Source organism: uncultured Thalassolituus sp., assembly GCF_950066645.1.
GTDB lineage: Bacteria > Pseudomonadota > Gammaproteobacteria > Pseudomonadales > Oceanobacteraceae > Thalassolituus.
Genome location: NZ_CATMFB010000001.1, coordinates 270,877 through 296,659 on the forward strand (window position 1 = coordinate 270,877; position 25,783 = coordinate 296,659).

The 25,783-nt window shown below is 54.5% G+C and carries 23 protein-coding genes; 13 read left to right on the forward strand and 10 right to left on the reverse strand.

Features of this window, described 5'->3' with window-relative positions:
- Positions 1-147 precede the first annotated feature (147 nt).
- From rpoH to ppk1, 3 genes are all read left to right on the forward strand, one after another.
- Positions 148-1,017: an RNA polymerase sigma factor RpoH gene (rpoH, locus tag Q1L85_RS01225; protein ID WP_300427927.1), complete on the forward strand. Its 870-nt coding sequence runs from the start codon at positions 148-150 to the stop codon at positions 1,015-1,017.
- A 201-nt stretch (positions 1,018-1,218) separates the two neighbouring features.
- Entirely contained in the window at positions 1,219-2,229 is a 1,011-nt protein-coding gene (gene hemB, locus Q1L85_RS01230) for a porphobilinogen synthase (RefSeq protein ID WP_300427928.1), read from the forward strand.
- Positions 2,230-2,267: 38 nt separating this feature from the next.
- Positions 2,268-4,382, forward strand: a complete 2,115-nt coding sequence (gene ppk1 / locus Q1L85_RS01235; RefSeq protein ID WP_300432057.1) for a polyphosphate kinase 1 — start codon at positions 2,268-2,270, stop codon at positions 4,380-4,382.
- Here the strand turns inward: ppk1 and ppx are convergent, their stop codons facing one another.
- Positions 4,383-5,891 (reverse strand): exopolyphosphatase, encoded by a 1,509-nt coding sequence (ppx, locus tag Q1L85_RS01240; protein ID WP_300428380.1) that lies wholly within the window; start codon positions 5,889-5,891, stop codon positions 4,383-4,385.
- 149 nt (positions 5,892-6,040) lie between these two features.
- Between ppx and trxA the strand changes: the two genes are divergently transcribed.
- Both trxA and rho read left to right on the forward strand, forming a co-directional pair.
- A complete protein-coding gene (trxA, locus tag Q1L85_RS01245) occupies positions 6,041-6,367 on the forward strand; it encodes a thioredoxin TrxA (protein WP_300428381.1) in 327 nt (108 codons plus the stop codon).
- Between the two features lie 219 nt (positions 6,368-6,586).
- Positions 6,587-7,849 (forward strand): transcription termination factor Rho, encoded by a 1,263-nt coding sequence (gene rho / locus Q1L85_RS01250; RefSeq protein ID WP_300428382.1) that lies wholly within the window; start codon positions 6,587-6,589, stop codon positions 7,847-7,849.
- Between the two features lie 72 nt (positions 7,850-7,921).
- Here rho and Q1L85_RS01255 read toward each other — a convergent pair whose 3' ends face one another.
- Both Q1L85_RS01255 and rpiA read right to left on the reverse strand, forming a co-directional pair.
- Positions 7,922-10,621: a YdbH domain-containing protein gene (locus Q1L85_RS01255; protein ID WP_300432060.1), complete on the reverse strand. Its 2,700-nt coding sequence runs from the start codon at positions 10,619-10,621 to the stop codon at positions 7,922-7,924.
- Between the two features lie 2 nt (positions 10,622-10,623).
- A complete protein-coding gene (rpiA, locus tag Q1L85_RS01260; RefSeq protein ID WP_300432062.1) occupies positions 10,624-11,295 on the reverse strand; it encodes a ribose-5-phosphate isomerase RpiA in 672 nt (223 codons plus the stop codon).
- 120 nt (positions 11,296-11,415) lie between these two features.
- On the opposite strand from rpiA, the gene ilvA reads away from it, so the two are divergent.
- Both ilvA and Q1L85_RS01270 read left to right on the forward strand, forming a co-directional pair.
- Positions 11,416-12,933 carry a threonine ammonia-lyase, biosynthetic gene (gene ilvA / locus Q1L85_RS01265; protein WP_300428052.1) on the forward strand — a complete coding sequence of 506 codons (1,518 nt, stop codon included), beginning with the start codon at positions 11,416-11,418 and terminating at the stop codon, positions 12,931-12,933.
- A gap of 81 nt (positions 12,934-13,014) precedes the next feature.
- Positions 13,015-13,722: a 1-acyl-sn-glycerol-3-phosphate acyltransferase gene (locus tag Q1L85_RS01270; protein ID WP_300428051.1), complete on the forward strand. Its 708-nt coding sequence runs from the start codon at positions 13,015-13,017 to the stop codon at positions 13,720-13,722.
- Here Q1L85_RS01270 and smrA read toward each other — a convergent pair.
- Positions 13,719-14,300, reverse strand: a complete 582-nt coding sequence (smrA, locus tag Q1L85_RS01275; RefSeq protein WP_300428050.1) for a DNA endonuclease SmrA — start codon at positions 14,298-14,300, stop codon at positions 13,719-13,721. The two genes, Q1L85_RS01270 and smrA, sit on opposite strands and share 4 nt — an antisense overlap.
- A 123-nt stretch (positions 14,301-14,423) precedes the next feature.
- Here smrA and Q1L85_RS01280 point away from each other — a divergent pair, with 123 nt between their 5' ends.
- Positions 14,424-15,101 (forward strand): hypothetical protein, encoded by a 678-nt coding sequence (locus Q1L85_RS01280; RefSeq protein WP_300428049.1) that lies wholly within the window; start codon positions 14,424-14,426, stop codon positions 15,099-15,101.
- Positions 15,102-15,118: 17 nt separating this feature from the next.
- On the opposite strand, the gene Q1L85_RS01285 is transcribed toward Q1L85_RS01280, so the two are convergent.
- The 3 genes from Q1L85_RS01285 to Q1L85_RS01295 all read right to left on the reverse strand — a co-directional run bounded on the left by Q1L85_RS01285 (position 15,119) and on the right by Q1L85_RS01295 (position 17,158).
- Positions 15,119-15,832 carry a DUF481 domain-containing protein gene (locus Q1L85_RS01285; RefSeq protein WP_300428048.1) on the reverse strand — a complete coding sequence of 238 codons (714 nt, stop codon included), beginning with the start codon at positions 15,830-15,832 and terminating at the stop codon, positions 15,119-15,121.
- Positions 15,833-15,924: 92 nt separating this feature from the next.
- Positions 15,925-16,734, reverse strand: a complete 810-nt coding sequence (locus Q1L85_RS01290) for an ABC transporter substrate-binding protein (RefSeq protein ID WP_300428047.1) — start codon at positions 16,732-16,734, stop codon at positions 15,925-15,927.
- Positions 16,735-16,816: 82 nt separating this feature from the next.
- On the reverse strand, positions 16,817-17,158 hold the full coding sequence (locus Q1L85_RS01295) for a DUF962 domain-containing protein (protein WP_300428046.1): 342 nt from the start codon (positions 17,156-17,158) through the stop codon (positions 16,817-16,819).
- A 319-nt stretch (positions 17,159-17,477) separates the two neighbouring features.
- Between Q1L85_RS01295 and Q1L85_RS01300 the strand changes: the two genes are divergently transcribed.
- Together Q1L85_RS01300 and Q1L85_RS01305 are read left to right on the forward strand one after the other, a co-directional pair.
- Positions 17,478-18,698, forward strand: coding sequence for a polyhydroxyalkanoate depolymerase (locus Q1L85_RS01300; protein WP_300428045.1), 1,221 nt, complete (start codon positions 17,478-17,480; stop codon positions 18,696-18,698).
- Positions 18,699-18,769: 71 nt separating this feature from the next.
- Positions 18,770-20,086, forward strand: coding sequence for an MFS transporter (locus Q1L85_RS01305; protein ID WP_300428044.1), 1,317 nt, complete (start codon positions 18,770-18,772; stop codon positions 20,084-20,086).
- Between the two features lies 1 nt (position 20,087).
- Here Q1L85_RS01305 and Q1L85_RS01310 read toward each other — a convergent pair whose 3' ends face one another.
- Entirely contained in the window at positions 20,088-21,740 is a 1,653-nt protein-coding gene (locus Q1L85_RS01310; protein WP_300428043.1) for a long-chain-fatty-acid--CoA ligase, read from the reverse strand.
- A gap of 203 nt (positions 21,741-21,943) precedes the next feature.
- Here Q1L85_RS01310 and Q1L85_RS01315 point away from each other — a divergent pair, with 203 nt between their 5' ends.
- Both Q1L85_RS01315 and Q1L85_RS01320 read left to right on the forward strand, forming a co-directional pair.
- Complete coding sequence (locus Q1L85_RS01315; RefSeq protein WP_300428042.1) at positions 21,944-22,510, forward strand: NnrU family protein; 567 nt, start codon at positions 21,944-21,946, stop codon at positions 22,508-22,510.
- Positions 22,511-22,631: 121 nt separating this feature from the next.
- A complete protein-coding gene (locus Q1L85_RS01320; RefSeq protein WP_300432066.1) occupies positions 22,632-23,150 on the forward strand; it encodes a cysteine peptidase family C39 domain-containing protein in 519 nt (172 codons plus the stop codon).
- A 5-nt stretch (positions 23,151-23,155) separates the two neighbouring features.
- Here the strand turns inward: Q1L85_RS01320 and Q1L85_RS01325 are convergent, their stop codons facing one another.
- Together Q1L85_RS01325 and Q1L85_RS01330 are read right to left on the reverse strand one after the other, a co-directional pair.
- Entirely contained in the window at positions 23,156-24,334 is a 1,179-nt protein-coding gene (locus Q1L85_RS01325; protein WP_300424359.1) for an acetyl-CoA C-acetyltransferase, read from the reverse strand.
- Between the two features lie 53 nt (positions 24,335-24,387).
- A complete protein-coding gene (locus tag Q1L85_RS01330; protein WP_307726788.1) occupies positions 24,388-24,879 on the reverse strand; it encodes a MarR family winged helix-turn-helix transcriptional regulator in 492 nt (163 codons plus the stop codon).
- Between the two features lie 343 nt (positions 24,880-25,222).
- On the opposite strand from Q1L85_RS01330, the gene ectA reads away from it, so the two are divergent.
- Positions 25,223-25,750, forward strand: coding sequence for a diaminobutyrate acetyltransferase (ectA, locus tag Q1L85_RS01335; RefSeq protein WP_300424361.1), 528 nt, complete (start codon positions 25,223-25,225; stop codon positions 25,748-25,750).
- Positions 25,751-25,783 lie beyond the last annotated feature (33 nt).

The following is a 25,783-nucleotide window of genomic DNA, read 5'->3' on the forward strand; positions in this document are numbered from 1 at the left end:
ACTCGGGGCCCATGGATACTGATATTCTGAGATTGAGAGGTACGCCCGGCCGGAACAAATGCGGTCATTGGCGGTCTCATTGAGTCGGTGCTACACTGATTCGCGCACAAAACGCCCGTATACGGGCATATCCAACAGGAGTGTGAGATGAACACTGGTTTGCAAGCCGTTTATGCCATGTCGCCAGGTGCCAACCTGGACGCCTACATTACTACGGTTAATGCGATTCCTATGCTCTCGCCAGACGAAGAGAAAGAGCTGGCCGAGCGCTTTCATTACCATGAGGACCTGGAAGCAGCCCGTCAGCTGGTTCTGTCCCACATGCGCTTTGTCGTACATATTGCCCGCAGTTATTCCGGTTACGGACTCAACCAGGGCGACCTGATTCAGGAAGGCAACGTAGGCCTGATGAAAGCCGTTAAGCGCTTTGATCCTCAGGTTGGCGTTCGTCTGGTGTCCTTCGCGGTGCACTGGATCAAAGCTGAGATCCACGAATTTATCCTGAAGAACTGGCGCATTGTGAAAGTGGCTACCACGAAAGCACAACGTAAGCTGTTCTTTAATCTGCGTAGCCAGAAGAAAAAACTGGGTTGGCTGACTCAGGCCGAAGCCGAGTCAATCGCTGAAGATCTGGGCGTAGAAACCAAAACTGTGTTCGAGATGGAAGGTCGTCTCAATGCGCATGATGCCGCGTTTGATGCGGGTGCGGATGAAGATGATGATACCGCGTGGCAGGCACCTGCCCATTATCTCGAAGACCATAGCTATGACCCTGCCCGCGTCGTTGAACGCGACAACTTCGAGCAGGACTCAAATGATCGTCTGCATCAGGCATTGAGTGATCTTGATGAGCGTAGCCGCACCATTCTTCAGCAGCGTTGGCTGACGGAAGAGAAAGCCACTCTGCACGAGTTGGCCGCGGTCTATAACGTTTCCGCTGAGCGTATCCGCCAGCTTGAAAAGAACGCGATGAAGAAACTCAAAGAGGCCATAGGCACCGAGCTTATGGTGGTCTGACGACCGATTCGAAAGCCGCTCCGACGAGCGGCTTTTTTGTGTCTGTCACACGATCAGGTGGGCGGGCATGATGTCTGTCATAAAATTTTCACATTAAGGTCACATACTGCGCCGCACGGACAAATCCATGCAGAGCCGGCGCGGTATTCAGGCTACAATCACGCCTGTCCGAATTACCCGCCACCTCAGGAGAATACCGTCATGGCTTTTAATGATGCTCAACGTTTCTTTCCGGAAACCCGCCTGCGCCGCATGCGTCGCGATGATTTTTCACGTCGTCTGATGCGCGAGACTCAGTTGACCGTCGACAGCCTGATTTACCCGGTATTTGTGCTTGAAGGCCATCAGGAGCGCGAAGCCATTGCGTCAATGCCTGGCATCGAGCGTCTGTCGGTGGATCTGCTGGTAGCAGAAGCCAAGCACCTTTATAAGCTGGGTGTACCAGCGATGGCGCTGTTTCCGGTCACGCCTGCGGATGCTAAATCCGAACTGGCGGAAGAAGCATTTAATCCGAATGGTCTGGCGCAGCGCGCGGTCCGGGCGATTAAGGATGCGGTGCCTGATATGGGCGTGATCACTGATGTGGCGCTGGATCCGTTCACGACACACGGTCAGGACGGCATCATTGATAAAAACGGTTACGTTCTCAATGACCGCACCGTCGATACGCTGGTGCAGCAGGCGTTGTCTCATGCTGAAGCTGGGGCCGATATCGTGGCTCCGTCTGACATGATGGATGGCCGTATCGGTGAAGTCCGTGCGGCACTGGAAGAAGACGGGTTCGTGAATACCCGCATCATGGCGTACTCCGCCAAGTATGCATCGGCTTACTACGGTCCTTTCCGTGACGCGGTGGGCTCAGCGGCGAATCTGGGCAAGGCGGATAAAAAGACTTATCAGATGGACCCGGCGAATACCGACGAAGCCCTGCACGAAGTGGCACTGGATCTGTCTGAGGGCGCAGATATGGTGATGGTTAAGCCAGGTATGCCGTATCTGGATATCGTGCGCAGGGTGAAAGAAGAATTTAAAGCCCCGACCTTTGTTTATCAGGTCAGTGGCGAATACGCGATGCACAAAGCGGCGGCTGCCAATGGCTGGTTGGATGACAATGCCGTCATGCTTGAGTCGCTGATGTGCATTAAACGCGCAGGCGCGGATGGAATTCTGACGTACTACGCAAAACAATTTGCTGAGTTAAACGATAATTAATGAGTCCAGGGGAAATAGTACCGATTCAGGAGCCGGGTATGGCGACGTCCGACACTGCACCAGATCTGACCAGCAGCGAGTTGTATATCAACCGTGAACTGAGTCATCTGCAGTTTAATATCCGCGTGCTTGCTCAGGCATTGGATGAAACTCATCCATTGCTGGATCGCCTGTTTTTCCTCTGCATTTTCAGTAAGAATCTCGACGAATTCTATGAAGTCCGGGTGGCGGATTTAGCTCACCAGCTGACATTCGCCCGGGAGCAGGCTGGTATCGATGGCCTGCACCCAGCTCAGGTACTTAACGAAATCTATGCCCTGTGCAGTATTAACGTTGCCCGTCAGTACGAGATTCTTAACGACACTCTGCTGCCTGCACTGAAGCAGGAAAATATCCATTTTCTGCGCCGTGCCGAATGGACCGAAGATCAGCGTCAGTGGATACGTGAGTACTTCGACGAAAATGTTCAGCCGCTGGTCAGTCCGATCGGACTGGACCCCTCACACCCGTTCCCGCGTCTGGTAAATAAGAGCCTGAACTTTATCGTCGCTCTGGAAGGAAAAGACGCCTTTGGCCGTGAAACCGGCCTCGCGATTATTCCTGCTCCGCGTTCTCTGCCCCGGACCGTTCGCCTGCCCGACGAATTGACCGAAGGAGGGGATCACTTTGTCTTCCTGTCGTCGATTATTCACGAATATGCCGATGAGCTTTTCCCTGGGATGTCGGTGAAAGGTTGCTATCAGTTCCGGGTGACCCGAAACGCTGACCTGGATATCGATCATGAAGAAACGTCTGATCTGGCTTCTGCACTCGAAGATGAACTGCACTCGCGTAACTTCGGTGAAGAGATGCGTCTGGAAGTCGCAGATAATTGCCCGGACGAGCTGATCGCATTTCTGCTGCGTCAGTTTAATCTGGAAGAAACCGATCTGTATAAAGTAAATGGACCGGTTAACCTTGGACGACTGATTGAAGTCATTGATCAGATTAACCGCCCGGACCTCCGCTACGCGCCATTTACTCCGGGGCTGCCCAAAAATGTGAACTTTAAGAAGAGCATTTTTGAAAGTATCCGGTCGAAAGACACTCTGTTGTTACACCCTTATGAGTCTTTTACCCCGGTGGTCGATTTACTGCGGGAAGCGGCAAAAGATCCGGGTGTCCGCGCGATTAAGCAGACGCTTTACCGCACCGGTGCTAAGTCAGAAATCGTTAATGCACTGGTGGATGCGGCCCGCAACGGTAAAGAAGTGACGGTTGTCATCGAGCTGCGTGCCCGCTTCGATGAAGAAGAAAACCTCTATCTCGCAAACCGCCTTCAGGAAGCCGGAGCGGTGGTTGTTTACGGCGTGGTGGGTTACAAAACGCACGCAAAAATGATGCTGATCGTACGCAAAGAAGGCGCGATTTATCGTCGCTATGTGCACCTTGGCACCGGCAACTACCATGCGGGGAATGCGCGCGCTTATACCGATTACAGCTTTATGACCTGTGACGACTCCATCTGTGAAGACGTTCATAAGGTATTTCAGCAGTTGACGGGTATGGGTGAAGTCATGCGGGTGAAGAAGCTGTTTCATGCACCTTTTACCCTGCATAAGCGACTCATTCAGATGATAGATCGGGAACGCGAGGTTGCAGAGGCGGGGCGCCCGGCACTGATCCGGATGAAAGCCAATGGTCTCACAGAGCCCAAGGTGATCCGCGCACTTTATCGCGCATCGCAGGCGGGCGTTAAAATCGAATTAATCATTCGTGGCATGTGTAGCCTGCGTCCGGGCATTGCGGGTGTGTCTGAGAATATTGAGGTCCGTTCTATTATCGGGCGCTTTCTTGAGCACACGCGGGTGTTCTATTTCCTGAACGACGGCAAAGACGAGATCTACGCGGCCAGCGCCGATCTGATGGAGCGGAATCTGCTGCGTCGCGTCGAGACAGCGTTTCCGATTGAGAGTAATAAACTCAAAGAGCGGATGAAAGAAGAGCTGGAAATCTGCATGAAGGACAACACCCAGGCCTGGATTCTTCAGTCAGATGGCAGCTATGTCCGTCAGCAGCCGGCCGAAGGTGAAGAACCGCTGTCTGCTCAGAACTGGCTTCTGGACCGGCTTGCCGCCAGCAGCGGCGCTGCCACAGCGCCGCCTGCCAGTTGATCAGCTGAGCGCAACTTCCAGCCCTGCCTGTTTCTGCAGGGCTATTTCTTCTTCCAGATCTCGTGCGGTCAGCGAGTGATTATCCAGCCAACCTTCTGGCATCCGGATCGACAGGTTATCTCCCTCCACAGACAGAGAGGGGACCGGCACGTCATACGCTTCGCGACTGTGATTGAGGACAACGGCTAACCGCAGAATCCTGATTAACCAGAGGGCCTGAGTCTGTTGGCGTTTAGGCAACATCTGTAATTCTTCAGGGTGAATTTTACGTCTGTGATTGCGCACAAGAATGGCCAGCAGCAATTGCCCCTGTCGGGTAAAACCGAGCATGTCTGAGTGCTGTAGCAGATACGCGCCGTGTTTGTGAAAGCCACTGTGCGCGATGCTTAAGCCGATTTCGTGGACGCCGGCGGCCCAGCCGAGCCAGGCCTGAGCGTCTTTCGGCAGTGAAATATCCTTACGGATCTGGCGCAACAGTTCCTGTGCCGTCAGTTCTACCCGTTCAGCCTGTTGGGCATCCACATAAAAGCGCTCTTTCATCGACTGAATGGTACGCCCCCGGACATCTTCGTGATCGGAACGGCCAACCAGATCCCACAGTGCCCCTTCACGCAGCGCACCGTCGGAATAGCGCATGTGAGAGAGTTTAAAGGTGCGGAACACCGCCGCGAGAATCGCCAGGCCACCGATAAATACCTGACGGCGGTCGGGTTTGACGCCCGAGATGGTCAGTTCAGTGGTTTTATTAAAACTCAGGCAGTGATCAATTACCTTAGCGAGGCCGTCTTCGGTGATCCCTTCGTCGCCCCATTGATTGGCAATGATGGCCTGCTCAACGGCCCGGATAGTGCCTGAAGAACCAATTTCGCTTTCCCAGCCGATGCTGCGGTACTGCGCACGGATATTCAGCAATTCCTGTTCGGCGGCGGCAACCGCGTCTTTGAAATGCTTACGGTTGATTTCGCCATCCGGAAAAAAGCGGCGGGTAAACGAAACACAGCCCATGTGCAGGCTTTCCAGAGCCCGGGTTTCGAAACGTTCGCCAATGATAAATTCGGTGCTGCCCCCGCCGATATCGACCACCAGACGGCGGCCACCGTCATCGGCCTGGGTGTGGGCTACCCCAAGATAAATCAAACGGGCTTCTTCCCGGCCGGAGATTACCTCTACCGGATACCCCAGAACCTCTTCTGCCCGGTCAATAAATTCGCGCCGGTTACGGGCGGCTCGCAGAGCATTGGTTGCGAATACGACGACCCGCGATGGGTCCATATTCTGTAGTCTTTGTCCGAATTCGCTCAGGCAGGAGATGCCGCGCTGGATCGCTTCTTCGGAAAGATTGCCATTTTTGTCCAGTCCAGCGGCCAGCTGAACTTTCTGTCCGCGGCGTTCCAGGGTCCGTAATTCTCCCTGAAACTCTTCTGCCACCATCATATGGAAGCTGTTTGATCCCAGATCGACTGCTGCGAGACGCTGTGTTTCAGCGGAAATTCCCGGAGTATTGCTCATGTCCTTGAAATCCAAACCTTTTAGCCCGATATAGTAGAAATATGCAATGCCGGTTAGGTATGTGTCCAGCGGATAATCCAATTGATTCCCGGGCGCGGCGGCGTACAATAACCCGGCTTTCTACGATATCCGTCCTACAGGGGAAACACATGAGCGACAACATTCTGACCGTAACTGACGATTCTTTTGACACCGACGTACTTGGCTCTGACGTGCCAGTGCTGGTGGATTTCTGGGCAGAGTGGTGTGGCCCATGCAAAATGATCGCTCCGGTTCTGGAAGAGATCGCTGACGACTACGCTGGCAAGCTGAAGATCGCCAAGCTGAACATCGACCAGAACGAAGCTACTGCGCCTAAGTTCGGTATCCGCAGCATTCCAACGCTGATTCTGTTCAAGAACGGCAATGCTGAAGCCACCAAGATCGGTGCAATGAGCAAATCTGAGCTGTCTGCTTTCATCGAACAGGCACTCTGATTACCCGGTATCCGGGAAAATCGCTGCAAATGGGACGAAATGTCCCTTGCAGCGCTGGACATACCCCCACGATCTGTCTATATTTAAATCCGCACCGCTGATTTGCAGGCTTTGCCCTGAGTTAATCCTTCAATGATGCCCCGCCTGGCTTATCTGCCACGGTTTCTGTGTTGTCTCACATCCTGAACCAAATTCAAATAACATAACCGACCTGCACATATGAATCTTTCAGACCTGAAACTTAAATCTGTTCCCGAGCTTCTGGCTGTCGCCAGCGAAATGAACCTTGAGAACGTCAGCCGTACCCGTAAACAGGACATCATCTTCGCAATTCTGAAACATCACGCGAAGAGTGGTGAAGACATTTACGGTGATGGTGTACTGGAGATTCTGCAGGACGGCTTCGGCTTTCTCCGTAGTGCGAACAGCTCCTACCTGGCAGGCCCTGATGATATTTACGTATCACCCAGCCAGATCCGTCGTTTTAACCTGCGTAAGGGTGACAAGATCTCCGGTAAGATCCGCCCGCCAAAGGACAACGAACGTTACTTCGCGCTGCTGAAAGTAAACGAAATTAACGACGACAAGCCTGAGAACGCTAAAAACAAGGTTCTGTTCGAGAACCTGACCCCTCTCTTTCCGACCGAGCGTCTGGTACTTGAAGTGGGTAACGGCTCAACCGAAGACCTCTCTTCCCGTGTACTTGATCTGGTTGCGCCAATTGGTAAAGGTCAGCGTGGTCTGATCGTTGCACCGCCGAAGGCCGGTAAGACCATGCTGCTGCAGACGACTGCTCAGGCCATTACCCGCAACAACCCTGAGTGTGAAGTCATCGTTCTGCTGATTGACGAACGTCCGGAAGAAGTGACCGAAATGAAGCGCTCTGTGCGTGGTGAAGTGGTTGCGTCGACCTTTGACGAGCCGCCAGCGCGTCACGTTCAGGTTGCTGAAATGGTGATCGAAAAAGCGAAGCGTCTGGTTGAGCACAAGCGTGACGTAGTGATTCTGCTGGACTCGATTACCCGTCTGGCGCGGGCATACAACACCGTTATTCCTTCCTCCGGTAAAGTACTGACCGGTGGTGTTGATGCTAACGCACTGGAAAAACCAAAGCGTTTCTTTGGTGCTGCGCGTAATGTAGAAGAAGGTGGCTCACTGACCATTATCGCGACTGCGCTGGTAGATACTGGTTCGAAAATGGACGAAGTAATCTACGAAGAATTTAAAGGTACGGGTAACCAGGAACTGCACCTCGACCGCAAAATTGCAGAGAAGCGCATTTACCCGGCGATCAATATCCGTCGTTCAGGTACCCGTCGTGAAGATATGCTGTTCAATGAAGCAGATCTTCAGCGTCTGTGGATTCTGCGTCGCCTGCTGGCTGAGATGGAAGATGTTCCTGGCATCGAATTCCTGCTGGATAAGCTGCGCCAGACCAAGACCAATGATGAGTTCTTCGACTCGATGCGCGGCGGTAAGTAAGCTTACCGACGCACACACAGAAACGCCCGGCACTGCCGGGCGTTTTTGTTTCTGCTGCTTGCCCGGGCTGTGTTACTGATATTTCTGCTCGATGGTTTCTATTACTTCGTTGCTGATGCGCAGGCTTTCCAGCAGATCGAGAAGGTTGTAATCAAGATTCACATTCAGGTGGGTTGCCTGACCGCCGAAGAAATCGGGGTTTTTTCCCTGAAACTGCAACGACAGATTAAGCTGCCCGTCGGGCTGATACTGCACGCCAGACTGGAGCTGGTCGTACTCAAAATTCTGCAGCAGTTTCATCGCCATGCCGACGCTCTGGTCGCTCTGCGCGAGTGCATCGGCACTGTCGCCCTGGTAGCGGATAACGCCTCCGGGGTCGCGCGCAAACAGATTCCCGCCGGGCACCATAGGCCCCTCTTTGGTCAGAACCACAGGCAACATTCCGTCGAGCAGGCCAGTGGCTTTGACCCCGGCGCTTTCTTCAATGGCGGCTATCTGACTCAGTTGAAGATGGTCGAGGCGGACGCCAAAGGCGTTTACCTCTTTGCGGCTGTCATAGCGGATAAGCGGGGTATACACCCGGCCGCCGAGCAGGTCGGTGTGCATTTCGTGGACTGACAGATCAAAATAACTGAAATCTGCAGGTATCCGTGTCTGGCTGCGGGCCAGAATATTGGTGAGCGGAATACCGCTGTCGAGCTTACTGCCAGACACCTGCGCATCAAGCAGATAATCGCCCTGTGCAGGGCGGCGCAGAGCGATCATGGCATTCCAGTCTTCCAGCGTAATGGTGTTGTCGTAAATTGCGCTGACTCCGTCCGCCCGTAGCATCAGGTCTGGCGTCAGTGTCCATTCCTCACCTTCAGCATACCAGTCAATCCATCCCTGTCCGGACAGATGACCACTGAGCAGCTGGACGCTGGTCAGCGAGGCCATTCGGAGCAGCCCAAGTGCCTGCCAGTCGAGGCGGGCATCCGTCAGGTGCCATTGCAGGCTGCCTTTGCTGGTCTGCAGGTCGTGTTCGAAGCGGGTACGCAGGCGGATTTCCTGATTGGCAGCCGTCAGGCCAAGTGAGGCGCTGATGCGCTGGCGCAGGTCATCATAAGTAATTGCCAGAGGCCCCGAGAGCTGCACATCAGGGACGGGCCATAACCCCCATTGTGAATCCCGTAAAGCGAGTTCAAGACTGCAGTTGCCGAGCAGGGTGTCAGTTGGACTCGCCAGGCTGATCGTACCCGGGTCACATTCCGCTTTACTGCGGGCAAAACCGAGATTGATGTCTTTTGCCATGACATTAAAGGGGGCGAGATTAATGACCAGAGGCGCGGCCGTGACACTGCGGTCATCACCGATATCCCCCTGAATGTTAAGGCCAGCGAGCAGAGTGCCCTGTAACCGGTCAATGCTCCATCCCTGCCAGGGCAGGAAGGTGGCTGTCGTTTCCAGGCCGGTACTGGTCAGTTGCCACAGGCCGTCCTGAGACAGGGTGCCGGTTAATGTCCCCTGAGAAGAGGCTGTCCAGCCCGGTAAATCGGCAGTCGCGGGTTGCTGGTAGGTCATTTCTACAGGCAGTTCGATACGACTCTGTCCGTCTGACAGCCAGCTTAGCGAAGGGGTGATCTTCACTGATGACGTGGTTGGCCCCCGCAGCTGAGTACTGATCTGTCCACTGGCGGTACATTCTGTTATCCGGGCATTGCAGTCGGAGGTGAGCTGCTGCGAAGGCAGTTCGGCCACCCAGCGGGTATCTTCCAGCAGCATGTCCAATGTAGCTGCCCCGGTGGTCAGGGTTGTCTTCCAGCCAGATTGCTTGTCGCTGTGTTGTGCCGACAGACTGAGCGAGAGCGGCGATAAGGTCATCCCGTCGGCAAGAGTGGAGGTGGCGCTGGTTAACTCTGCAGTCACCTGCCCGCTGAGATCCTGAGGCCAGAGCGCGTCATCCGGGCTGCTCAGGCGGCCACTCAGAGTCAGCGACTGTATCTGCACTGGCTGGTCATTCAACACAGGTAGCGACTGGCGCAGGCGGGCCAGGTCGCTGTTCAGGCGCAGGTCTGCCTGCGTTTCGCCATCTTTCTGCTGGAGACCACTCCAGAGCTGAGCCAGCAGCGTCTGTCGGTCTGAGAGCATAATCAGCAGGTCTGCCCGGTCGTCTCCACGCTGCAGCTGCGCTTCGAGTTGTACAGGTTCTGGAATGTGCGGAAGGTGCGCATCTCCGCGCAGCCACCATAACTGTGGCGTGAGTTCAGCATGAATGTTCAGGCTGAGGTCGGGCGTATGCAGACTGAAGCTGTCTACGTTGATGTTATTCACGGGCAGGGACATCAGTTGCGCGATCTGAGGCAGTGATACTTCCGTCTCTGTGGTGGCTGGAGAGCCAGGCGATACCGTCGAGGAGTCAGCAGCGTCATCTGCGCTGATCACTACAGTGACCGAGGCGGCACTCAGTCGCTCAGCTTCGCCCTGCAGAATCCCTGCTATCTGATAGTCCAGGCGGGCATTGCGTATCTGAATGTTGATGCCGGGCGCCGGCGTGAGATCGAGGGATTCAACTTCCAGGTAGTCGCGTGTGAGATGGGATATCCGCAGATGACTGCCGGGGGCGACGAAGTAATCGAGTACCGGTGGCAGCCAGCGGTTGAGCAACGGAACAACCGACCAGAAAAGTATGGCCAGGGTGGCCAGCAGGATTGTCAGGGCAATCAGAATGCCCTGCACCCAGCCCCGGCGCAGCCATCCCTGCTTTGCTGCTGGTGAATCCTCCGGCCTGGTCATCGTCAGCGGGTCTGGGTTTTGACCCCGTCCTGCGTGCCCAGCAACAGAACATCGGCGCCGCGCAGAGCGAACAGGCCGTTGGTAATGACGCCGGTGATCTGGTTGATTTCACTTTCCAGAGCCATTGGCGACTGGATTTTCATATTGTGAACGTCGAGGATCTGACCACCATTGTCGGTGATTACGCCCTCGCGCCAGACCGGATCTCCACCGAGTTTAACCAGTTCACGTGCTACGTGAGAACGGGCCATCGGGATCACTTCAACCGGCAGCGGGAAGTTGCCCAGCATGGGAACGACTTTGCTTTCGTCCGCAACACAGATGAATTTGCGCGCCACCGCCGCAACGATTTTCTCACGGGTGAGGGCAGCACCACCGCCTTTGATCATATCCAGCTGATCGTTAATTTCATCTGCGCCATCAATATAAAACTCGATGCCATCGACGCCATTCAGGTCGTATACCGGAATGCCGTGCCCGCGCAGACGTTCGGCCGAGGCTTCAGAGCTGGCGACGGCACCGTCGAACAGGTGTTTTATCCCCGCCAGAGCATCGATAAAACAGTTCGCTGTTGAGCCTGTCCCTACCCCGATAATGCTGTCGTCATCGAGGTGAGGCTTGATGTAATCAACCGCGGCCTGGCCAACGGCTCGTTTCAGTTCATCCTGGTTCATGGAATCAGTTGTCCGGTAGAAGCTTTCGGGGAATTATATGCGTTCATGCGCTACAATGCGCGTCCGCCCGGGATTTTTTCATTGACCGGGCACCGTGATTCACCGCTTTGGAACACCGCTATGCTGAACGAATATCTGAAGAAGATTCTTGCCGCCCGCGTTTATGACGTGGCGATTGAATCTCCGCTGCACACGGCCACTTTTCTGAGTGAGCGTCTGGGCAACCAGATCTGGTTCAAGCGTGAAGACAAGCAGCCGGTGTATTCGTTCAAAATCCGCGGCGCCTACAACAAAGTGGTCCAGCTTTCTGAAGAAGAGAAAGCAAAAGGGGTGATTGCTGCATCGGCCGGTAACCACGCCCAGGGGCTGGCGCTGGCAGCGAAAGAGCTGGGCATCCGCGCGGTGATTGTGATGCCCCGCACGACTCCTGAAATTAAAGTGATGTCAGTACGCGCGCGCGGTGCTCGTGTTGTATTGCATGGCGATTCGTTTGACGAAGCTTTTAAGCATTCGCAGAAGCTGGTCGAAGACAAAGGCTACACCTACGTTCACCCTTATGATGATCCGGACACGATTGCGGGTCAGGGGACGATTGGTATGGAAATTCTCCGTCAGCTGAAACACAGTCCCGACGCGATTTTCGTTCCTGTCGGCGGCGGTGGTCTGGCGGCGGGTGTGGCTGCGTACGTTAAAGCGCTGGCGCCTGAGGTTAAAGTGATTGCCGTCGAAAGTACCGAATCTGCCTGTCTTGCCGCAGCAAAAGAAGCGGGCAGCCGGGTGATTCTGCCTGAGGTGGGCATTTTTGCTGACGGCGTGGCAGTGGCACAGATCGGCGAAAACACCTGGGAAATCTGCAAAGACTACATCGACGAAGTGATCACCTGTACGCCTGATGAAATTTGCGCAGCAATCAAAGATACGTTTGACGATACCCGGGCGGTACTGGAGCCGGCGGGTGCGCTGTCTGTCGCTGGCTTAAAGAAATACGTCGAGCGGGAACAGTGCAGCGACCAGAATCTGGTGGCTATCCTCAGCGGTGCCAACGTGAATTTTGATCGCCTGCGTTACATCTCTGAGGTCGCTGAAATCGGTGAGGGGCGTGAAGTCATTCTTGCTGTGACGATTCCTGAGCAGCCGGGCAGTTTTCAGCGCTTCTGCAGTCTGCTGGGGCGACGTCCGATCACCGAGTTTAATTATCGCTACGGCGATGATAACGAGGCGCAGATCTACGTCGGGGTTAAGGTAGATGCGGAACCCGGAAGTCGCGCTGCGCTGGTCGATGAGTTGCGTGAAGACGGGTATCCGGTGCTCGATATTTCTGATGACGAAATCGCCAAGTATCATATCCGCCATATGGTAGGCGGGCATGCGCCGGCGCACGTCAGTGATGAGCGTGTTTACCGTTTTGAATTTCCTGAGCGTCCGGGCGCTCTGCTTAACTTCCTGAAGAAGCTGGGTAAACGTTTTAACATTTCGTTATTCCATTACCGCAACCATGGTGCGGCTTATGGACGTGTACTGGTGGGGCTGCAGATTGATGATGATAAGCGTGAGCAGCTGCACGGTTATCTTGAGGAATTAGGCTATCGTTACTGGGATGAGACCGAGAATCCGGCTTACCAGTTATTTCTGCGCTGATATACCTGCACGCTGACCGTTGTGCACCTTGCCTGAACGGGGTCGGATCATAAAAATAGCGGCCCCGTTGAGGTATTTATTATGTTGTTAGTTCTGCGCTCTGTTTATCTGATTTTCCATTTTATCGTGGGCTGTCTTCTCGGCCTGATGATCTGTCTCGTGCGTCCTTTCCACAAAGACAACAGCCATTACTGCGCTCGGGTGTTTGGCTGGGCGAGGTTCGTCCTTGGGGTTCGCTTTATTGCGAAAAATGAATGTCCGACCGGACGGGGGCAGGCGATCTATGTCTGTAACCATCAGGATTCGCTCGACATGTTTCTGTACCCTCCGATGCTTCCGTATAACCTCGCATTACTCGGAAAACACAGCCTGATGTATATCCCGCTGTTTGGGGTGCTGTTCTGGTTGGCTGGCAATATTTTTATTAACCGCAGTGATAAAAGCAAAGCCCGCGATGCCATGGCCGAAGCCGCTCAGGCCGTACACAGGAAAAAGTGTGCAGTGTTTATTTTTCCGGAGGGCACCCGCAGTCGTGGACGAGGTCTGCTGCCGTTTAAGCACGGTGCCTTTACTCTGGCGATCGAAGCGGGTCTGCCGATCGTGCCTTTGTGCTTCAGCAGTACTCATAAAAACGTCGATCTGCGGCGCTGGAAGGCCGGTGAGTGTATTGGTGAATTTCTGCCCCCGGTCTCCACAGAGGGGCTGACCAGAGCGGATGCTAAAGCACTGGCCGCTCAGGTGCAGGAGCAGATGGCAGAGCATATAGCGCGGTTAGATGCCCGCGCCTAGATACGTCCTTTGCTGAACTGTTCGCGTGCCTGCTGCTTTTTACGCTCGCTTTTACGCAACAGAACGTAAAATGCCCCCGTGCCGCCGTGGTGTGGCTGAGCGGTGTGAAAGGCCTGGACCTGTTCCAGTTCTTCGAGCCAGAACACGAGATAGCTTTTCAGGACGCCCGGATCTTTAATATTGCGGTCGCCTTTGCCTGGCATAATCAGCACACTGCGCAGGTCGGCTTCCATGCAGTCGCGGACAAAGCGGTACACTTCGCGACGGGCTTCCTCAATAGTACGCCGGTGCAGATCCAGCCGGGCTTCTGTTTCATATTTGCCGAGCCGCAGTTTGCGGTAGACGCCATCCTGAATTCCGGGACGCTTAAAACCCAGAACATCATGGGGGCCAACACGAGGAACTTCGCTGGCCCGTAAATGGTTCGGGTCTGTGTTTGCCTGCTCAACGACCGCGTTGTTGCGGCGGACGGCGACGTTGCCCTGAGGTGTGTCTTTGCGGAGAGTAACCTTCTCCGGAGTTTTCAGTCGTTTAACGCCCTGCATTTCCTGCAGGAACAGGTCATCTTCATCGCTCATATTCTGTGCCTGTCAGTGGCCCGGCAGGTGTGACAAATCTTTGCAATGCCGGACACAAATTTCACGCCATCCGGCTAGTATAACCTCTGAACCATATAACTGGCGTCGCCAGAGGATGTAAAGATGAAATTACCGGCTTCACTCTCCCGCTTCAGTCATGTTCTGGGCGCGGTTGCCTGCGGCGTGTTGATGACTACCGCTCAGGCCTGGGGTTTTGATGATCGCCAGGGGCGGATGGACTGGGAAGGTTCGCTGAATCTGACAGAAGAACAGGAAAAGCAGATTGACGATATCGAAGACCGTTATCGCAAAAGTTTCCGTGAACTGCGCGCCAGTGAAAAAGAGTCCCGTGGTGATGTCGACGAGCGCCAGGCGCTTTATCTGCAGATGCGCGAAGAGATGCGTAACGTTCTGACCGAAGAGCAGCAGGCGCTTGCGGAAGAGCAGATCAGCGAGCGTAAGAAAGACCGACACGAGCGTGAGTTGCACCGTCTGGCCAAGGCTCTGAAGCTGACCGATGAACAGAAAGCGACGATCGCGACGCGGCTATCCAAACATGAGCCGTCCGACTGGCCTGTGGATAAAGAGCAGCGGGACGCAGACCGCGAATATTTTGATGAATGCATCTCAGATGTCCTGACGGAAGAACAGCAGGCCAAGTGGAATAAGCTGCGCAAGAAAAATCGCGATAAGTGGCGTAACCACAAAGAAGAGCGCTACGAAGAAGGCCGTGGTGACCGGGATGAGAAGTCCGAGCGCCGCAGGAAAGACAAAGATGATGAGGAAGAAGGTGACCAGTAAGGTCACCTTGCTGCCAATCAGAAGCTGTACACCAGTGTGACACCGAATTCGCGATCGGTGTTTTCAGTTTCTTCAGGCACTTCTTCGACGTACTTGATTTTGTACGTGATTTTAGTCGCGAGATTGCCCTGAAGCTGGCTCTGCAGGCCGGTTTCAGATTTGTAGACAGAGTTGTCGCTACCAATTTCAGCGGTCATCAGTTCGATGAACTTAGTGCCTTCGCTGATGGTCCAGCTGTAATCCAGAGCCAGACGGCCGATGGCCTCTTCCTGAATCTCATCGCTTTCTTTCAGTTTGTCACGACGATAACCTGGACCCACCTCAAGATCGAGCTTCATGTCGTCCTGATTGATGGCGCGATAACCGTAGTTGACTGACACAGTGCTCTGATAGACATAGCCGCTGAAGCGCGCACGCTCCTGCTGAGCAACGATGGCTGCGTATGAGTGTTCGGTGAAGTTACGGTCCAGCTGTCCGAGAATGCTGTATTTCTCTTTGGACGTGACGTCGTCTTCTTTACTGGTCAGAGCGTCCAGACGGATGGTCTGCTCCCAGTCACCACCTTTATGATTCGCAGAAAAACTGCCGTTCAGGCTCTGGGTATCAGTATTACCTGACGTCACGATGGATCCCAGTTCAGCGGAGCCAGTCCAGGCTGGGTTATCTTCGGCAGCAAGAGCGCTGACCGGAGTAAGAATCAGGGCAGTAAGCAGGGAAGTGCGTTTCAGCATAGTGTCCTCTCAGTCCTTATTAATGGTTGCCAGCCAACGCTGACGGAACGCTGACAGAGGGTACTATGATAACGGTTACAGTAAGAAGTTCTTTATTCGCTGAACAGCGGTTGGCTCATCTGCCAGTCTCTGAGGTTATAGAGATCAAGCAGGTTGGCCAGTTCACCGCTCATGCGCATCCGTACAATCCCGTCGTTCAGCTGACGAACGTAGGTTGCTGCCATCGGGTTAGATGGGCTGCAGGCGATATAAAGAGGGGTAACGGAGCCAATGCGACCCGCAACACGAACTTCTGGCCGGGGGCTGAGTTGTTGCAGGCGGGCATGCATCACCATCGGTGATTCCACCAGAGCATCGATGCGTCGTGACAGCAGTTTCTGCAGGTTCTGATCCAATGCGTTGTTGCCCTTCATTACCTGAACTGTAGGGGCACCGGTCTGTGAAGCAACGTATTCGTCGAATTCTCCATCATCGTAGGAATACCCGCCGACAACGCCAATCCGGATTTCCGACAGAGAGCCAATGCCCGTGTATTGCCAGTCGTTATCTTTGAGGACAAAGATATAGCTTTCGTCCATGCCAAGGGGCTGATCGGGAAAGAGAAAATCCGGAGCTTCGTCCAGGGTAGTCCCGACAATGCAGTCGAGAGAACCCGCCCGGGCTTCATCGATCGCACGCTCCCACGGCAATACCTGATAGTCGACGGTGTGCCCGGCCTGCTTCCAGACCGCACTGGCCAGCTCAATCATATAACCCGGTCGAGGACTGTCTGGTTCGCCATTGAATGGATACCAGACGTCGGCACCAAGGCGGATATGTTCTGCCTGTGCCGGTGCACAGAGGCCAGATGCCAGCACAAGTGCTGCAAGCATCTGTTTAAGGTACGAGAGTCTGAACAACATCCATCAGGTCCTGCATTTTTTCAGAGAGGCGTCAGGTTAACTTATCCGGCCACGGGTTCAACCCCGGGAACAGGTCGTCCTGTCAGCGCGGCATCTTGTCATTGATCCGGCCAAGCAGGAAATCTTTGAGCATCACCCAGTCAGCCAGAAAGCTCCATAAAGGATAGCGGAAGGTGGCGGGTTTGTTGTGCTCATAAAAGAAGTGACCGACCCATGCGAAGGCATAACCACTGACGAACGCAGCAGGGATGACGGTGTAGTTACCGCTGGTCAGTGCGTACAGCAGAATACCCAGCGCCATCGCAGAGCCGACATAATGCAGGTAGCGGCAGGTGGAGTTGCGGTGTTCTGAAAGGTAGTAAGGGTAGAATTCAGAAAAGCTGCTGAATCCCTCTGTCTTTAACGATTGCTTGCCTGCGGCCATTGTCCACCTCTCATTATGATTGTTATCGGCGGTCCATCGCTCCCTAGCGGGTGACTTAATAGACTCAGTCACTCAGTGTAATTCAAATGCTTCCCATGCCCCACTGTCAGAGCAGGACCGGAAGCGCCATTTATGCTCTTTGCGGCCGTAGATCTGACTTTTTGGGCCATTATACGCCCTGTGGCCCTGAAGGAAAACAATCGTCCTGATCGTCGCTTTCGTTTGATTCTGCTCATCGGAATCAGCAGGCAAGGCCGGAACGCTGAGCTAAGCTGGTTGTCTACACATCCCACCGGTGCAGACGAGAAGGTAGAGCAACATGTTATACGCGATCAATGCCCAGATTATGAATGCCATGCGCCCGGTCCACGTGGCCGCGCGATTCTCCAGGCAGATGCTGTACCTGCCCTGGCACCCCGCCAACTACAGCTGGTCCATGCGGACAGCCCGCGCCTCGCTGGAGTTGATGGAACGCCTCACCGATTTTTACGAAAAGCCGGAGTGGATGCTCGACACCACAGAAATAGATGGCCGGCAGGTGGGAATCGAATACGTCGATGTGATCGAAAAGCCTTATTGCAACCTTGTTCATTTCCGGCGCCGCAAGCGTGGACTGGAGCAGCCTAAGGTGTTGATTGTTGCGCCCTTGTCGGGGCACTTTTCAACTCTGCTGCGGGGGACTGTGCGGGAGTTTCTGCCGGACCATGAGGTGTACATTACCGATTGGCTGAATGCCCGCGATGTGCCTATGTCGAAGGGAGAGTTCAGCTTTAATAATTACGTCGACTACCTGCTTGAATTTATGGAATTTCTCGGCCCGGATACGCATGTAATGGCGGTGTGTCAGCCCTGTGTTCCGGCGCTGGTCGCAGCGTCTTATATCGCTCAGAATAAACTCGACTTTATGCCCAGAAGCATGACCCTGATGGGCGGGCCGATTGATGTGCGTATCAGCCCGACCGAGGTGAATGATTATGCTACGGGCAAAGATCTCGAATGGTTCCAGGACAACGTGATCTGTCACGTGCCGGATGGTTTTCCCGGTCGCGGCCAGTTGGTCTATCCGGGCTTCATCCAGTTGTCTGGCTTTATGTCGATGAACATGGACACCCATGTGAACAAGCACTTCAAATTCTTTGCTGATCTGATCAGGGGGGATGGTGACAGTGCTGAGGCACACCGTGAGTTTTATAACGAATACCTAGCGGTTATGGATATGCCGGCGCGCTATTATCTCGATACTATCCGTCGGGTATTCCTTGAATATCAGCTGCCTCGCGGCGAAATGAAATATCGGGGTGAGAAGGTTGATCTGAAAGCCATTGAAAGCATGGCGCTGATGACGATTGAAGGTGAGCTGGATGATATTACCGGTCGTGGGCAGACGTCCTGTGCACTGGATCTCTGCAGTGGTATTCCGAAGAGTCGCAAGCAGCATCTGGAAGAACCGGAAGTCGGGCATTACGGCATCTTTAATGGACGTAAATTCCGCGAGAGTATTGCGCCCCAGATCAAAGACTTTATGAAGAAAATGTCCTGACCCCGCAGGAAGGCTGCGCACTGCAGCCTTCCCTGCTACCATCGCTCCGATATCTCTGATCCTGCCTTTTTATGTCGAAGCAAACTCTTACCGAAGACATCTACGAAAAACTGGTCAACACCGAGGATGCGCGCGCCTGTAAGGCGATTCCGGAAGAGGCCTGTCGCGAAGTTCCCGGGAATTTTCTGCGTACCCTGATCAGCTCGTTTCTGTCGAAGCTGGGAGATGCGCTGGTTAACCCTAAAATCACTTTGCCCTGGCTCATGCAATCGCTGGGGGCGCCATTATGGATGCTTGGCTGGTTAGTGCCCATCCGTGAGTCGGGCTCTATGTTGCCGCAGCTGGCGATTGCCAGTGCAGTGCGGCGGCTGGCCATCCGTAAATGGGTCTGGGTGCTGGGCAGTGTCCTGCAGGCTGTTGCGATCGCTTTCATTGCTGTGGTGGCCTATACCCTTGACGGGAGCAGTGCTGGGTGGGCAATTCTTGGGCTGCTGGTTGTCTTCAGCCTTGCCCGGGGGCTCAGCTCTGTCTCATCTAAGGATGTGCTGGGTAAAACCATCCCGAAACAACGGCGTGGGTCACTGAATGGCTGGGCGGAGAGTGGCGCTGGCTTGATCACTCTGGTGGTGGCCGCATTGTTGATGTCAGGATTGAGTACCGAAGGCAGTCGCGATCTCTACGCCGCGGGCTTTGGTCTGGCCGCCCTTTGCTGGTTACTGGCGGGGGGAATTTTCTCAGGTATTAAGGAGTTTCCGGGTGAAACCGACGGAGGGCGCAATGGCCTGAAGGAGGCATTGGGGCGTGTGGGCTTACTCAGAACGGATGCGGCGTTCCGCCACTTTCTGCTGACCCGCGCGCTTATGCTGTGCTCTGCGCTGGCGGCTCCGTTTATGGTGGTACTGGCACAACAGGAAATGGAGGCAGCTCTCAGTCTTCTGGCCCTGTTTATGGCGGCCAGTGGTCTGGCCAGTCTCGTTTCGGGGCGCTTCTGGGGACGCTTTGCAGATACCTCCAGTCGCCGGGTGATGGTGTCGTCAGGCCTGATGACCGCAGGGACCGGCCTTCTCGTCTGTCTGATTACCTGGTTTGCCCGTGACTGGCTGTCCGTGATCTGGGTATTACCTGTACTGTATTTTCTGCTCAGTATTGCGCATCAGGGGGTGCGTCTCGGGCGTAAAACTTACGTCGTCAATATGGCCGAGGGCAATCGCCGTACCGATTACGTCTCGGTGGGCAATACTCTGATTGGTGTGATTCTTCTGCTGATGGGCTTTATCAGTGCGCTGGAGCCCTGGATCGGTATCAGCGGTGTGATTCTGGTGTTGTCCCTGATGGGCCTGGCAGGCAGCCTGATGGCGAGCCGCCTGCCAGAGGTCGAGCAGGACTGATTCAGTCTTTGATCAGGTAGTTGATGTATTCATCGCGCAGGGTGCGTTTCTGAAGTTTGCCGGTTGCTGTGTGGGGGAGATCATCAACGATAAGAATGTCGTCGGGCATCCACCACTTAGCGATCTTGCCCTCCAGGTAACCGTAAACACTCTCTTTGGAGACTTCCTTACCCGCCACCGGAACGACGAACAGCAGCGGGCGCTCGTCCCATTTCGGATGCTTCACCCCAATCACACAGGCTTCCGCCAGGTCAGGGTGACCTACGGCGGCATTTTCGAGGTCAATGGACGAAATCCATTCACCGCCGGACTTCACCACGTCTTTTGCCCGGTCGACAATCTGCAGGTAACTGCCGGGATCGATCACGGCAATATCGCCGGTATCAAACCACTGACGCCCCTCTGAGTCGGTGAAAAAGGCATCGGGCTTATCGGTTTTGTAGTAACCGCTCAGTACCCAGGGCCCGCGGACTCTGAGATAGCCCCGGCTGGTGCCATCGTGTGGTAATGCCTTGCCGTCGTCGTCAAAAATTTCCAGCTCGATGCCGAACATGGGCTTTCCGGCGGTGGTCTGTATGCGATAGCGTTCTTCGTCACTCATACCGCTCATCGCTTTGGTGGGAGCGCCGAGCGTGGCAAGTGGTGACGTTTCGGTCATCCCCCAGATGGGTAGCAGGTAAATACCGAAATCCTTGTCGAGGGTCTCGACCAGTGAGCGGGGCGACGCAGAACCGCCGACGCCGACGGTTTTTACGGAAGGAATTCTCAGGTCATTGGCCTTCAGATAATCCACGAGGCGCAACCACACCGTAGGAACTCCCAACATAAGATCCACCTGTGCGAGGTCAATCAGTTCGTACAGATCCGGGCCATCCATCCCATCGCCAGGCAGAACCAGACTGGCCCCCGACATCGGGGCGATGTACGGCATCCCCCAGGCACAGACGTGATACATGGGCACAACGGGCATCACGACGCTGTCCTGTCCGACACTGAGCGCATCCGGATTGCGGCTGGCGTAGGCGTGCAGCACAGTCGACGCATGAGAGTAGAGTACGCCTTTCGGATTTCCTGTGGTTCCCGAGGTGTAACACAGGCAGGCAGCTGTATCAGCCGGAAACTCAGGCCAGTCGAAGATATCTGGCTGTGCTGCCAGCAGCGTTTCGTAATTGTGGACGTTGGGCAGACTGGTGTCGGGCATCTGCTCCGGGGCGATCATCACGATAAAGCCTTTTACCGAGGTCAGCCTGTCGGCTACCGGTTCAAGCAGCGGAACAAAACACGCGTCGACGAACACGTAGCAGTCTTCCGCATGGTTGATGATGTATTCCACCTGTTCGGCATAGAGGCGGGGGTTCACCGTGTGGCAGATGGCGCCGATCCCTGAAATCCCGTAATAACACTCAAAATGGCGATAGCCGTTCCAGGCCAGAGTCGCGACCCGGTCGCCCGGCTGGACACCCAGAGAGATCAGACAGTGAGCCAGTTGCTTGCTGCGGCGCAGAGCTTCGCGGTAGGTGTATCTGTGAATATCGCCTTCCAGCCGGCGGCTGATTATTTCTGCATTGCCGTGGTGGGCGGCCGCGTACTCAAGCAGGTCACTGATCAGCAGAGGCTGCGTCATCATCTGTCCGTTCATCACGCTGGTCGTCATGGCCGTCATCCTTCACAAAGTGGTCGGTTCAGATTAAGAGCAGTTTTGACAGTCCGCCACTGCAAACGTGCAGTTTGTTAGGCAATTTCATCAGACTGGTATTTCCTCAGGCGTACGGCTAAGGTTCACTCTTCTCAGGATGATCTGAATGGCGCTGGTTGACCGTACAGAGAATCGTCAGATTGAATTACCGGGACCCCTGCATGAATTACCTGATTTCAGGTCTGCTTCTGTTCGTTGTGCTTCACTCTCTTCGGATCGTTGTACCCTCATTTCGCGACCGGCTGATCGCAGGGCTTGGCAAACCGCTCTGGTTCAGTATTCACGGTGTATTGTCACTGGTCAGTCTCTGGTTAATTGCTGCAGGTTACGGGGAAAGCCGCCAGTCTCCGTTGTGGATATGGTTTCCACCGCTGTGGCTGAATCACGTCACGCTTCTGCTGATGCTTGTTTCATTTGTCTATTTAGTCGGAGGGCTGGTGCCAGGCTCTCATATACGGCGTTTTGTCCGCGCGCCGGTTACCTTCGGGGTGATTCTCTGGAGTACGGCTCATCTGCTGAGTAATCCCACAACTGCGGACATGTTGCTGTTCGGGACGTTCTTTGTCTGGGCACTGCTGCTGCAGCGCCACGTGCTCAGCCGGCCACACGAGCCAGCGTCAGCGACTCTTTCGCGCACTCTGCTTGCGTTGGCAGGCGCATTGGCAGCCTATCTTCTGGTGTTGTTCTGGCTTCATTCCGCCCTCATCGGTGTCAGTCCTTTGTCGTGATTGCATAGATCCGGCCACCAATAGGACACTTCAGGACAGAATAGTGACGCGGAATCACCTGTTATCAGACAGGTGTACAGTTATTATTCCGGCCTTAACAGACAACAGGCCAGATGTTCCGATGAAATGGATTTACTCCTTACTGCTGGTGGTCAGCATGACCGTGATGACCGCTTCTGCTGATAATGCTGAGCTGGAGTCCTCGGGGTGTGCGCATATGTTGGCGACTCTGCTGAACGAGCGGGCCGGTCAGGCGCTGACCGAGGCGGATGCGTTCTGGCTGTTACTGTTAAACGGTGACGTGCAGAAAATTGCTGAAAGTAATGGCTTCAGCCTGATGGATATCCGCCTGGCGGCGAAGGCCGTGGGGGTTGAAGCACGTGCTTACCGTTCTGATGATTTGCTGCTGGATCTGGCCGAGCGTACCCGTGTTCAGAATGATGGTCCGTACCTGTTATTGCAGGACCGTACCGACGGAGCTGACCGGTTTATGCTGTACGACGGTGAAGAGGACGGTTATGTCTGGCTGCGGGACCCGTTTGCCGGAAAGGTGAGAGTGCCAGCGAGTGAATTTAACGGTCTCTTTGTGCCGTATGTCGTCATTATTGAAGAGCAGAGCCCGGGATTCTCCGGGCTCTGACGCCATCAGCGCTCGACTGCGAGCGCGACGCCCATGCCACCACCGATACAGAGTGTGGCCAGTCCCTTCGAGACATCCCGTTTTGCCATTTCGTGCAGGAGTGTGACCAGAATACGGCAGCCAGACGCGCCAATCGGGTGACCGAGCGCGATGGCTCCACCGTTGACGTTGATTCTGTCGGCGTCCCATTCGAGCCCTTTGTTGACCGACAGGGCCTGAACGGCAAAGGCTTCGTTTGCTTCTATCAGATCCAGATCGGCGACCGACCAGCCTGCTTTGGCCAGACATTTCTTCGTTGCCGGAATTGGGCCTGTGCCCATTATCCGTGGCTCGACCCCTGCGTTTGCATAGCCCCGGATGGTAGCCATGACCGGCAGGCCAAGCTCATCCGCTTTGGTTTTGCTCATCAGCATCACAGCCGCCGCGCCGTCATTCAGAGATGACGCATTGCCGGCGGTGACGCTGCCGTCTTTCTTGAACGCCGGGCGCATACCGGCGAGCTTCTCAGCGGTGGTGCCTGCGCGGGGATTTTCATCGGTGACAAAGATCAGTGGATCGCCTTTGCGCTGCGGGATTTCCACGGGGGTGATTTCATCTGTGAAGCGCCCACTTTCAATGGCACTGATGGCTTTGCTCTGTGAAGCGGCGGCAAATGCATCCTGAGCTTCGCGGCTGATGTCGTAATCGCAGGCGATATTTTCGGCAGTGATGCCCATGTGGTAATCATTGAAGGCATCCCAGAGACCGTCGACGATCATTGTGTCGACCATAGTGATCGGTCCCATGCGCTGCCCGTTACGGGAACCCGGCATCGCGTGCGGTGCATTCGACATTGATTCCTGACCGCCTGCGATAACGACATCCGCGTCGCCACAGGCAATTGCCTGAGCTGCGAGGTGAACGGCTTTCAGGCCGGAGCCACATACTTTGTTAATGGTCATCGCAGGAACACTCGCTGGCAGCCCTGCTTTGATGGCCGCCTGACGCGCCGGGTTCTGCCCGCTCGCGGCCGTAAGTACCTGCCCCATCAACACTTCACCGACCAATGCGGGGTCTATGCCGGTTTTTTTCAGCAGAGAATTGATAACAACAGAGCCCAGCTCGACAGCAGAAAGCGGGGCAAGTGAACCCCCGAAGCTGCCGATGGCAGTCCGGGTCGCAGCAACAATAACGACGTCAGTCATGGAGGTCTCCAGTCTTTTCAGGTTATGACGTTCAGATTGACCGGCAGCTGCCCTCACGCATCAGGTGCGTGACGGTCAAGCTGGCCAAGATCAAGAACAGGTGATGCATCAATATGCTGAGCATCCATCATATAGGCCACCCGCTCCAGGGATGCGAGAATCATACTCTGTTCCCAGTCACGGAGGTCCTGAAACTGCTGTACGAAGCTGTCCTGAAGTGGCTTCGGAGCATCAAGCAGGGCCTGATGCGCGTCGTCGGTCAGGTATACGTATACCTTGCGTTTGTCTGTGCTGCCACGTTCGCGCTTAACAAAGTTACGTTTCTCCAGTCTGTCGATGATGGTGGTCACCGTTGCCTGGGAAAGGCTCACTTTTGTCGCGATCTCACCAACCGTGAGTTCTTCATGGCGTTGCAGTGTCTGCAATACCAGAAGTTGCGGAGACGTCAGCCCGGCGGTCTTGCTTAACTGGCGGGAGTGCAGATCTGTTGCACGGATAATCCGGCGCAGGGCAATCAGCACTTCTTCATAGCGATTAATACTCATTCTCTGTCTGCTGTCAGTCTTTTTGGGTAACTCCGTTATTTTACCTCTTTCCTGATATTTAGAGTACGAAATATTCATCGGGCCTCATTCTGGGGCTGCCCCCAAGGTTGTTGTGCGGATTATCATTTAGATCTCTATATATATTTCACACACATTCTGGACAATATGTAAACAAATTGTTCGATTGATGCTCATAACCCAGCGGATTGTTAGACTTTGGTAGCAGTGAATTATTTAGGGTTGTAAATAAATTGCTTCGAACTATAATATTTAGAGTTCAAACTAATTGACTACAGAGACGTAATGGCAATCGTTTTGTCGGTACGCGTACTCTGACGGAGAAATGAATCAGATTCTGGCGCAGGCAGCGCCCAATGATACTGACCAGTCACAACGCATCCTTACTCTTCGCAAGCCCAATCCGGAAGACGGTGCGGGTGTTCACGCTCTGATTGAGCGTTGTAAGCCTCTCGATACCAACTCAATGTACTGCAACCTGCTGCAGTGCTCGCACTTCCGCAACACGTCTGTTCTGGCGGAAGAGAAGGGCAATCTGGTTGGGTTTATTTCTGGATACCTGCTCCCTGAGCAGCCAGATACTTTATTCGTCTGGCAAGTGGCGGTGAGTGAAGAGGCTCGCGGACTTGGACTGGCCAGTCGCATGCTGAAAGAACTGGTTCAACGTCTTGCTCCAGGTGTCAGACACCTGCACACCAGTATCACTCCAGGCAATGAGGCGTCGTGGAACACGTTCCGCCGACTGGCCCGTGACCTGGAGGCCCCTCTGAATGAAAGGGTTATGTTCGATAAAGAACAACACTTCGATAGCCAGCACGACACAGAAATGCTGGTTCACATCGGTCCTTTCTGATTTCTGCCACAGCACCCGGCAAACACACACACA

What these genes read in the sequence shown, in the direction of transcription:
- ectA (WP_300424361.1), top strand. Translation starts at nt 25,223, where the DNA reads ATGAATCAGATTCTGGCGCAGGCAGCGCCCAATGATACTGACCAGTCA.
- ilvA (WP_300428052.1), top strand. Translation starts at nt 11,416, where the DNA reads ATGCTGAACGAATATCTGAAGAAGATTCTTGCCGCCCGCGTTTATGAC.
- ppk1 (WP_300432057.1), top strand. Translation starts at nt 2,268, where the DNA reads ATGGCGACGTCCGACACTGCACCAGATCTGACCAGCAGCGAGTTGTAT.
- Q1L85_RS01315 (WP_300428042.1), top strand. Translation starts at nt 21,944, where the DNA reads ATGAATTACCTGATTTCAGGTCTGCTTCTGTTCGTTGTGCTTCACTCT.
- Q1L85_RS01255 (WP_300432060.1), bottom strand. Translation starts at nt 10,621, where the DNA reads ATGACCAGGCCGGAGGATTCACCAGCAGCAAAGCAGGGATGGCTGCGC.
- Q1L85_RS01305 (WP_300428044.1), top strand. Translation starts at nt 18,770, where the DNA reads ATGTCGAAGCAAACTCTTACCGAAGACATCTACGAAAAACTGGTCAAC.
- Q1L85_RS01285 (WP_300428048.1), bottom strand. Translation starts at nt 15,832, where the DNA reads ATGCTGAAACGCACTTCCCTGCTTACTGCCCTGATTCTTACTCCGGTC.
- hemB (WP_300427928.1), top strand. Translation starts at nt 1,219, where the DNA reads ATGGCTTTTAATGATGCTCAACGTTTCTTTCCGGAAACCCGCCTGCGC.
- rho (WP_300428382.1), top strand. Translation starts at nt 6,587, where the DNA reads ATGAATCTTTCAGACCTGAAACTTAAATCTGTTCCCGAGCTTCTGGCT.
- rpiA (WP_300432062.1), bottom strand. Translation starts at nt 11,295, where the DNA reads ATGAACCAGGATGAACTGAAACGAGCCGTTGGCCAGGCCGCGGTTGAT.
- Q1L85_RS01290 (WP_300428047.1), bottom strand. Translation starts at nt 16,734, where the DNA reads ATGTTGTTCAGACTCTCGTACCTTAAACAGATGCTTGCAGCACTTGTG.
- Q1L85_RS01310 (WP_300428043.1), bottom strand. Translation starts at nt 21,740, where the DNA reads ATGACGACCAGCGTGATGAACGGACAGATGATGACGCAGCCTCTGCTG.
- Q1L85_RS01270 (WP_300428051.1), top strand. Translation starts at nt 13,015, where the DNA reads ATGTTGTTAGTTCTGCGCTCTGTTTATCTGATTTTCCATTTTATCGTG.
- rpoH (WP_300427927.1), top strand. Translation starts at nt 148, where the DNA reads ATGAACACTGGTTTGCAAGCCGTTTATGCCATGTCGCCAGGTGCCAAC.
- Q1L85_RS01295 (WP_300428046.1), bottom strand. Translation starts at nt 17,158, where the DNA reads ATGGCCGCAGGCAAGCAATCGTTAAAGACAGAGGGATTCAGCAGCTTT.
- Q1L85_RS01325 (WP_300424359.1), bottom strand. Translation starts at nt 24,334, where the DNA reads ATGACTGACGTCGTTATTGTTGCTGCGACCCGGACTGCCATCGGCAGC.
- Q1L85_RS01330 (WP_307726788.1), bottom strand. Translation starts at nt 24,879, where the DNA reads ATGAGTATTAATCGCTATGAAGAAGTGCTGATTGCCCTGCGCCGGATT.
- Q1L85_RS01280 (WP_300428049.1), top strand. Translation starts at nt 14,424, where the DNA reads ATGAAATTACCGGCTTCACTCTCCCGCTTCAGTCATGTTCTGGGCGCG.
- Q1L85_RS01300 (WP_300428045.1), top strand. Translation starts at nt 17,478, where the DNA reads ATGTTATACGCGATCAATGCCCAGATTATGAATGCCATGCGCCCGGTC.
- smrA (WP_300428050.1), bottom strand. Translation starts at nt 14,300, where the DNA reads ATGAGCGATGAAGATGACCTGTTCCTGCAGGAAATGCAGGGCGTTAAA.
- trxA (WP_300428381.1), top strand. Translation starts at nt 6,041, where the DNA reads ATGAGCGACAACATTCTGACCGTAACTGACGATTCTTTTGACACCGAC.
- Q1L85_RS01320 (WP_300432066.1), top strand. Translation starts at nt 22,632, where the DNA reads ATGAAATGGATTTACTCCTTACTGCTGGTGGTCAGCATGACCGTGATG.
- ppx (WP_300428380.1), bottom strand. Translation starts at nt 5,891, where the DNA reads ATGAGCAATACTCCGGGAATTTCCGCTGAAACACAGCGTCTCGCAGCA.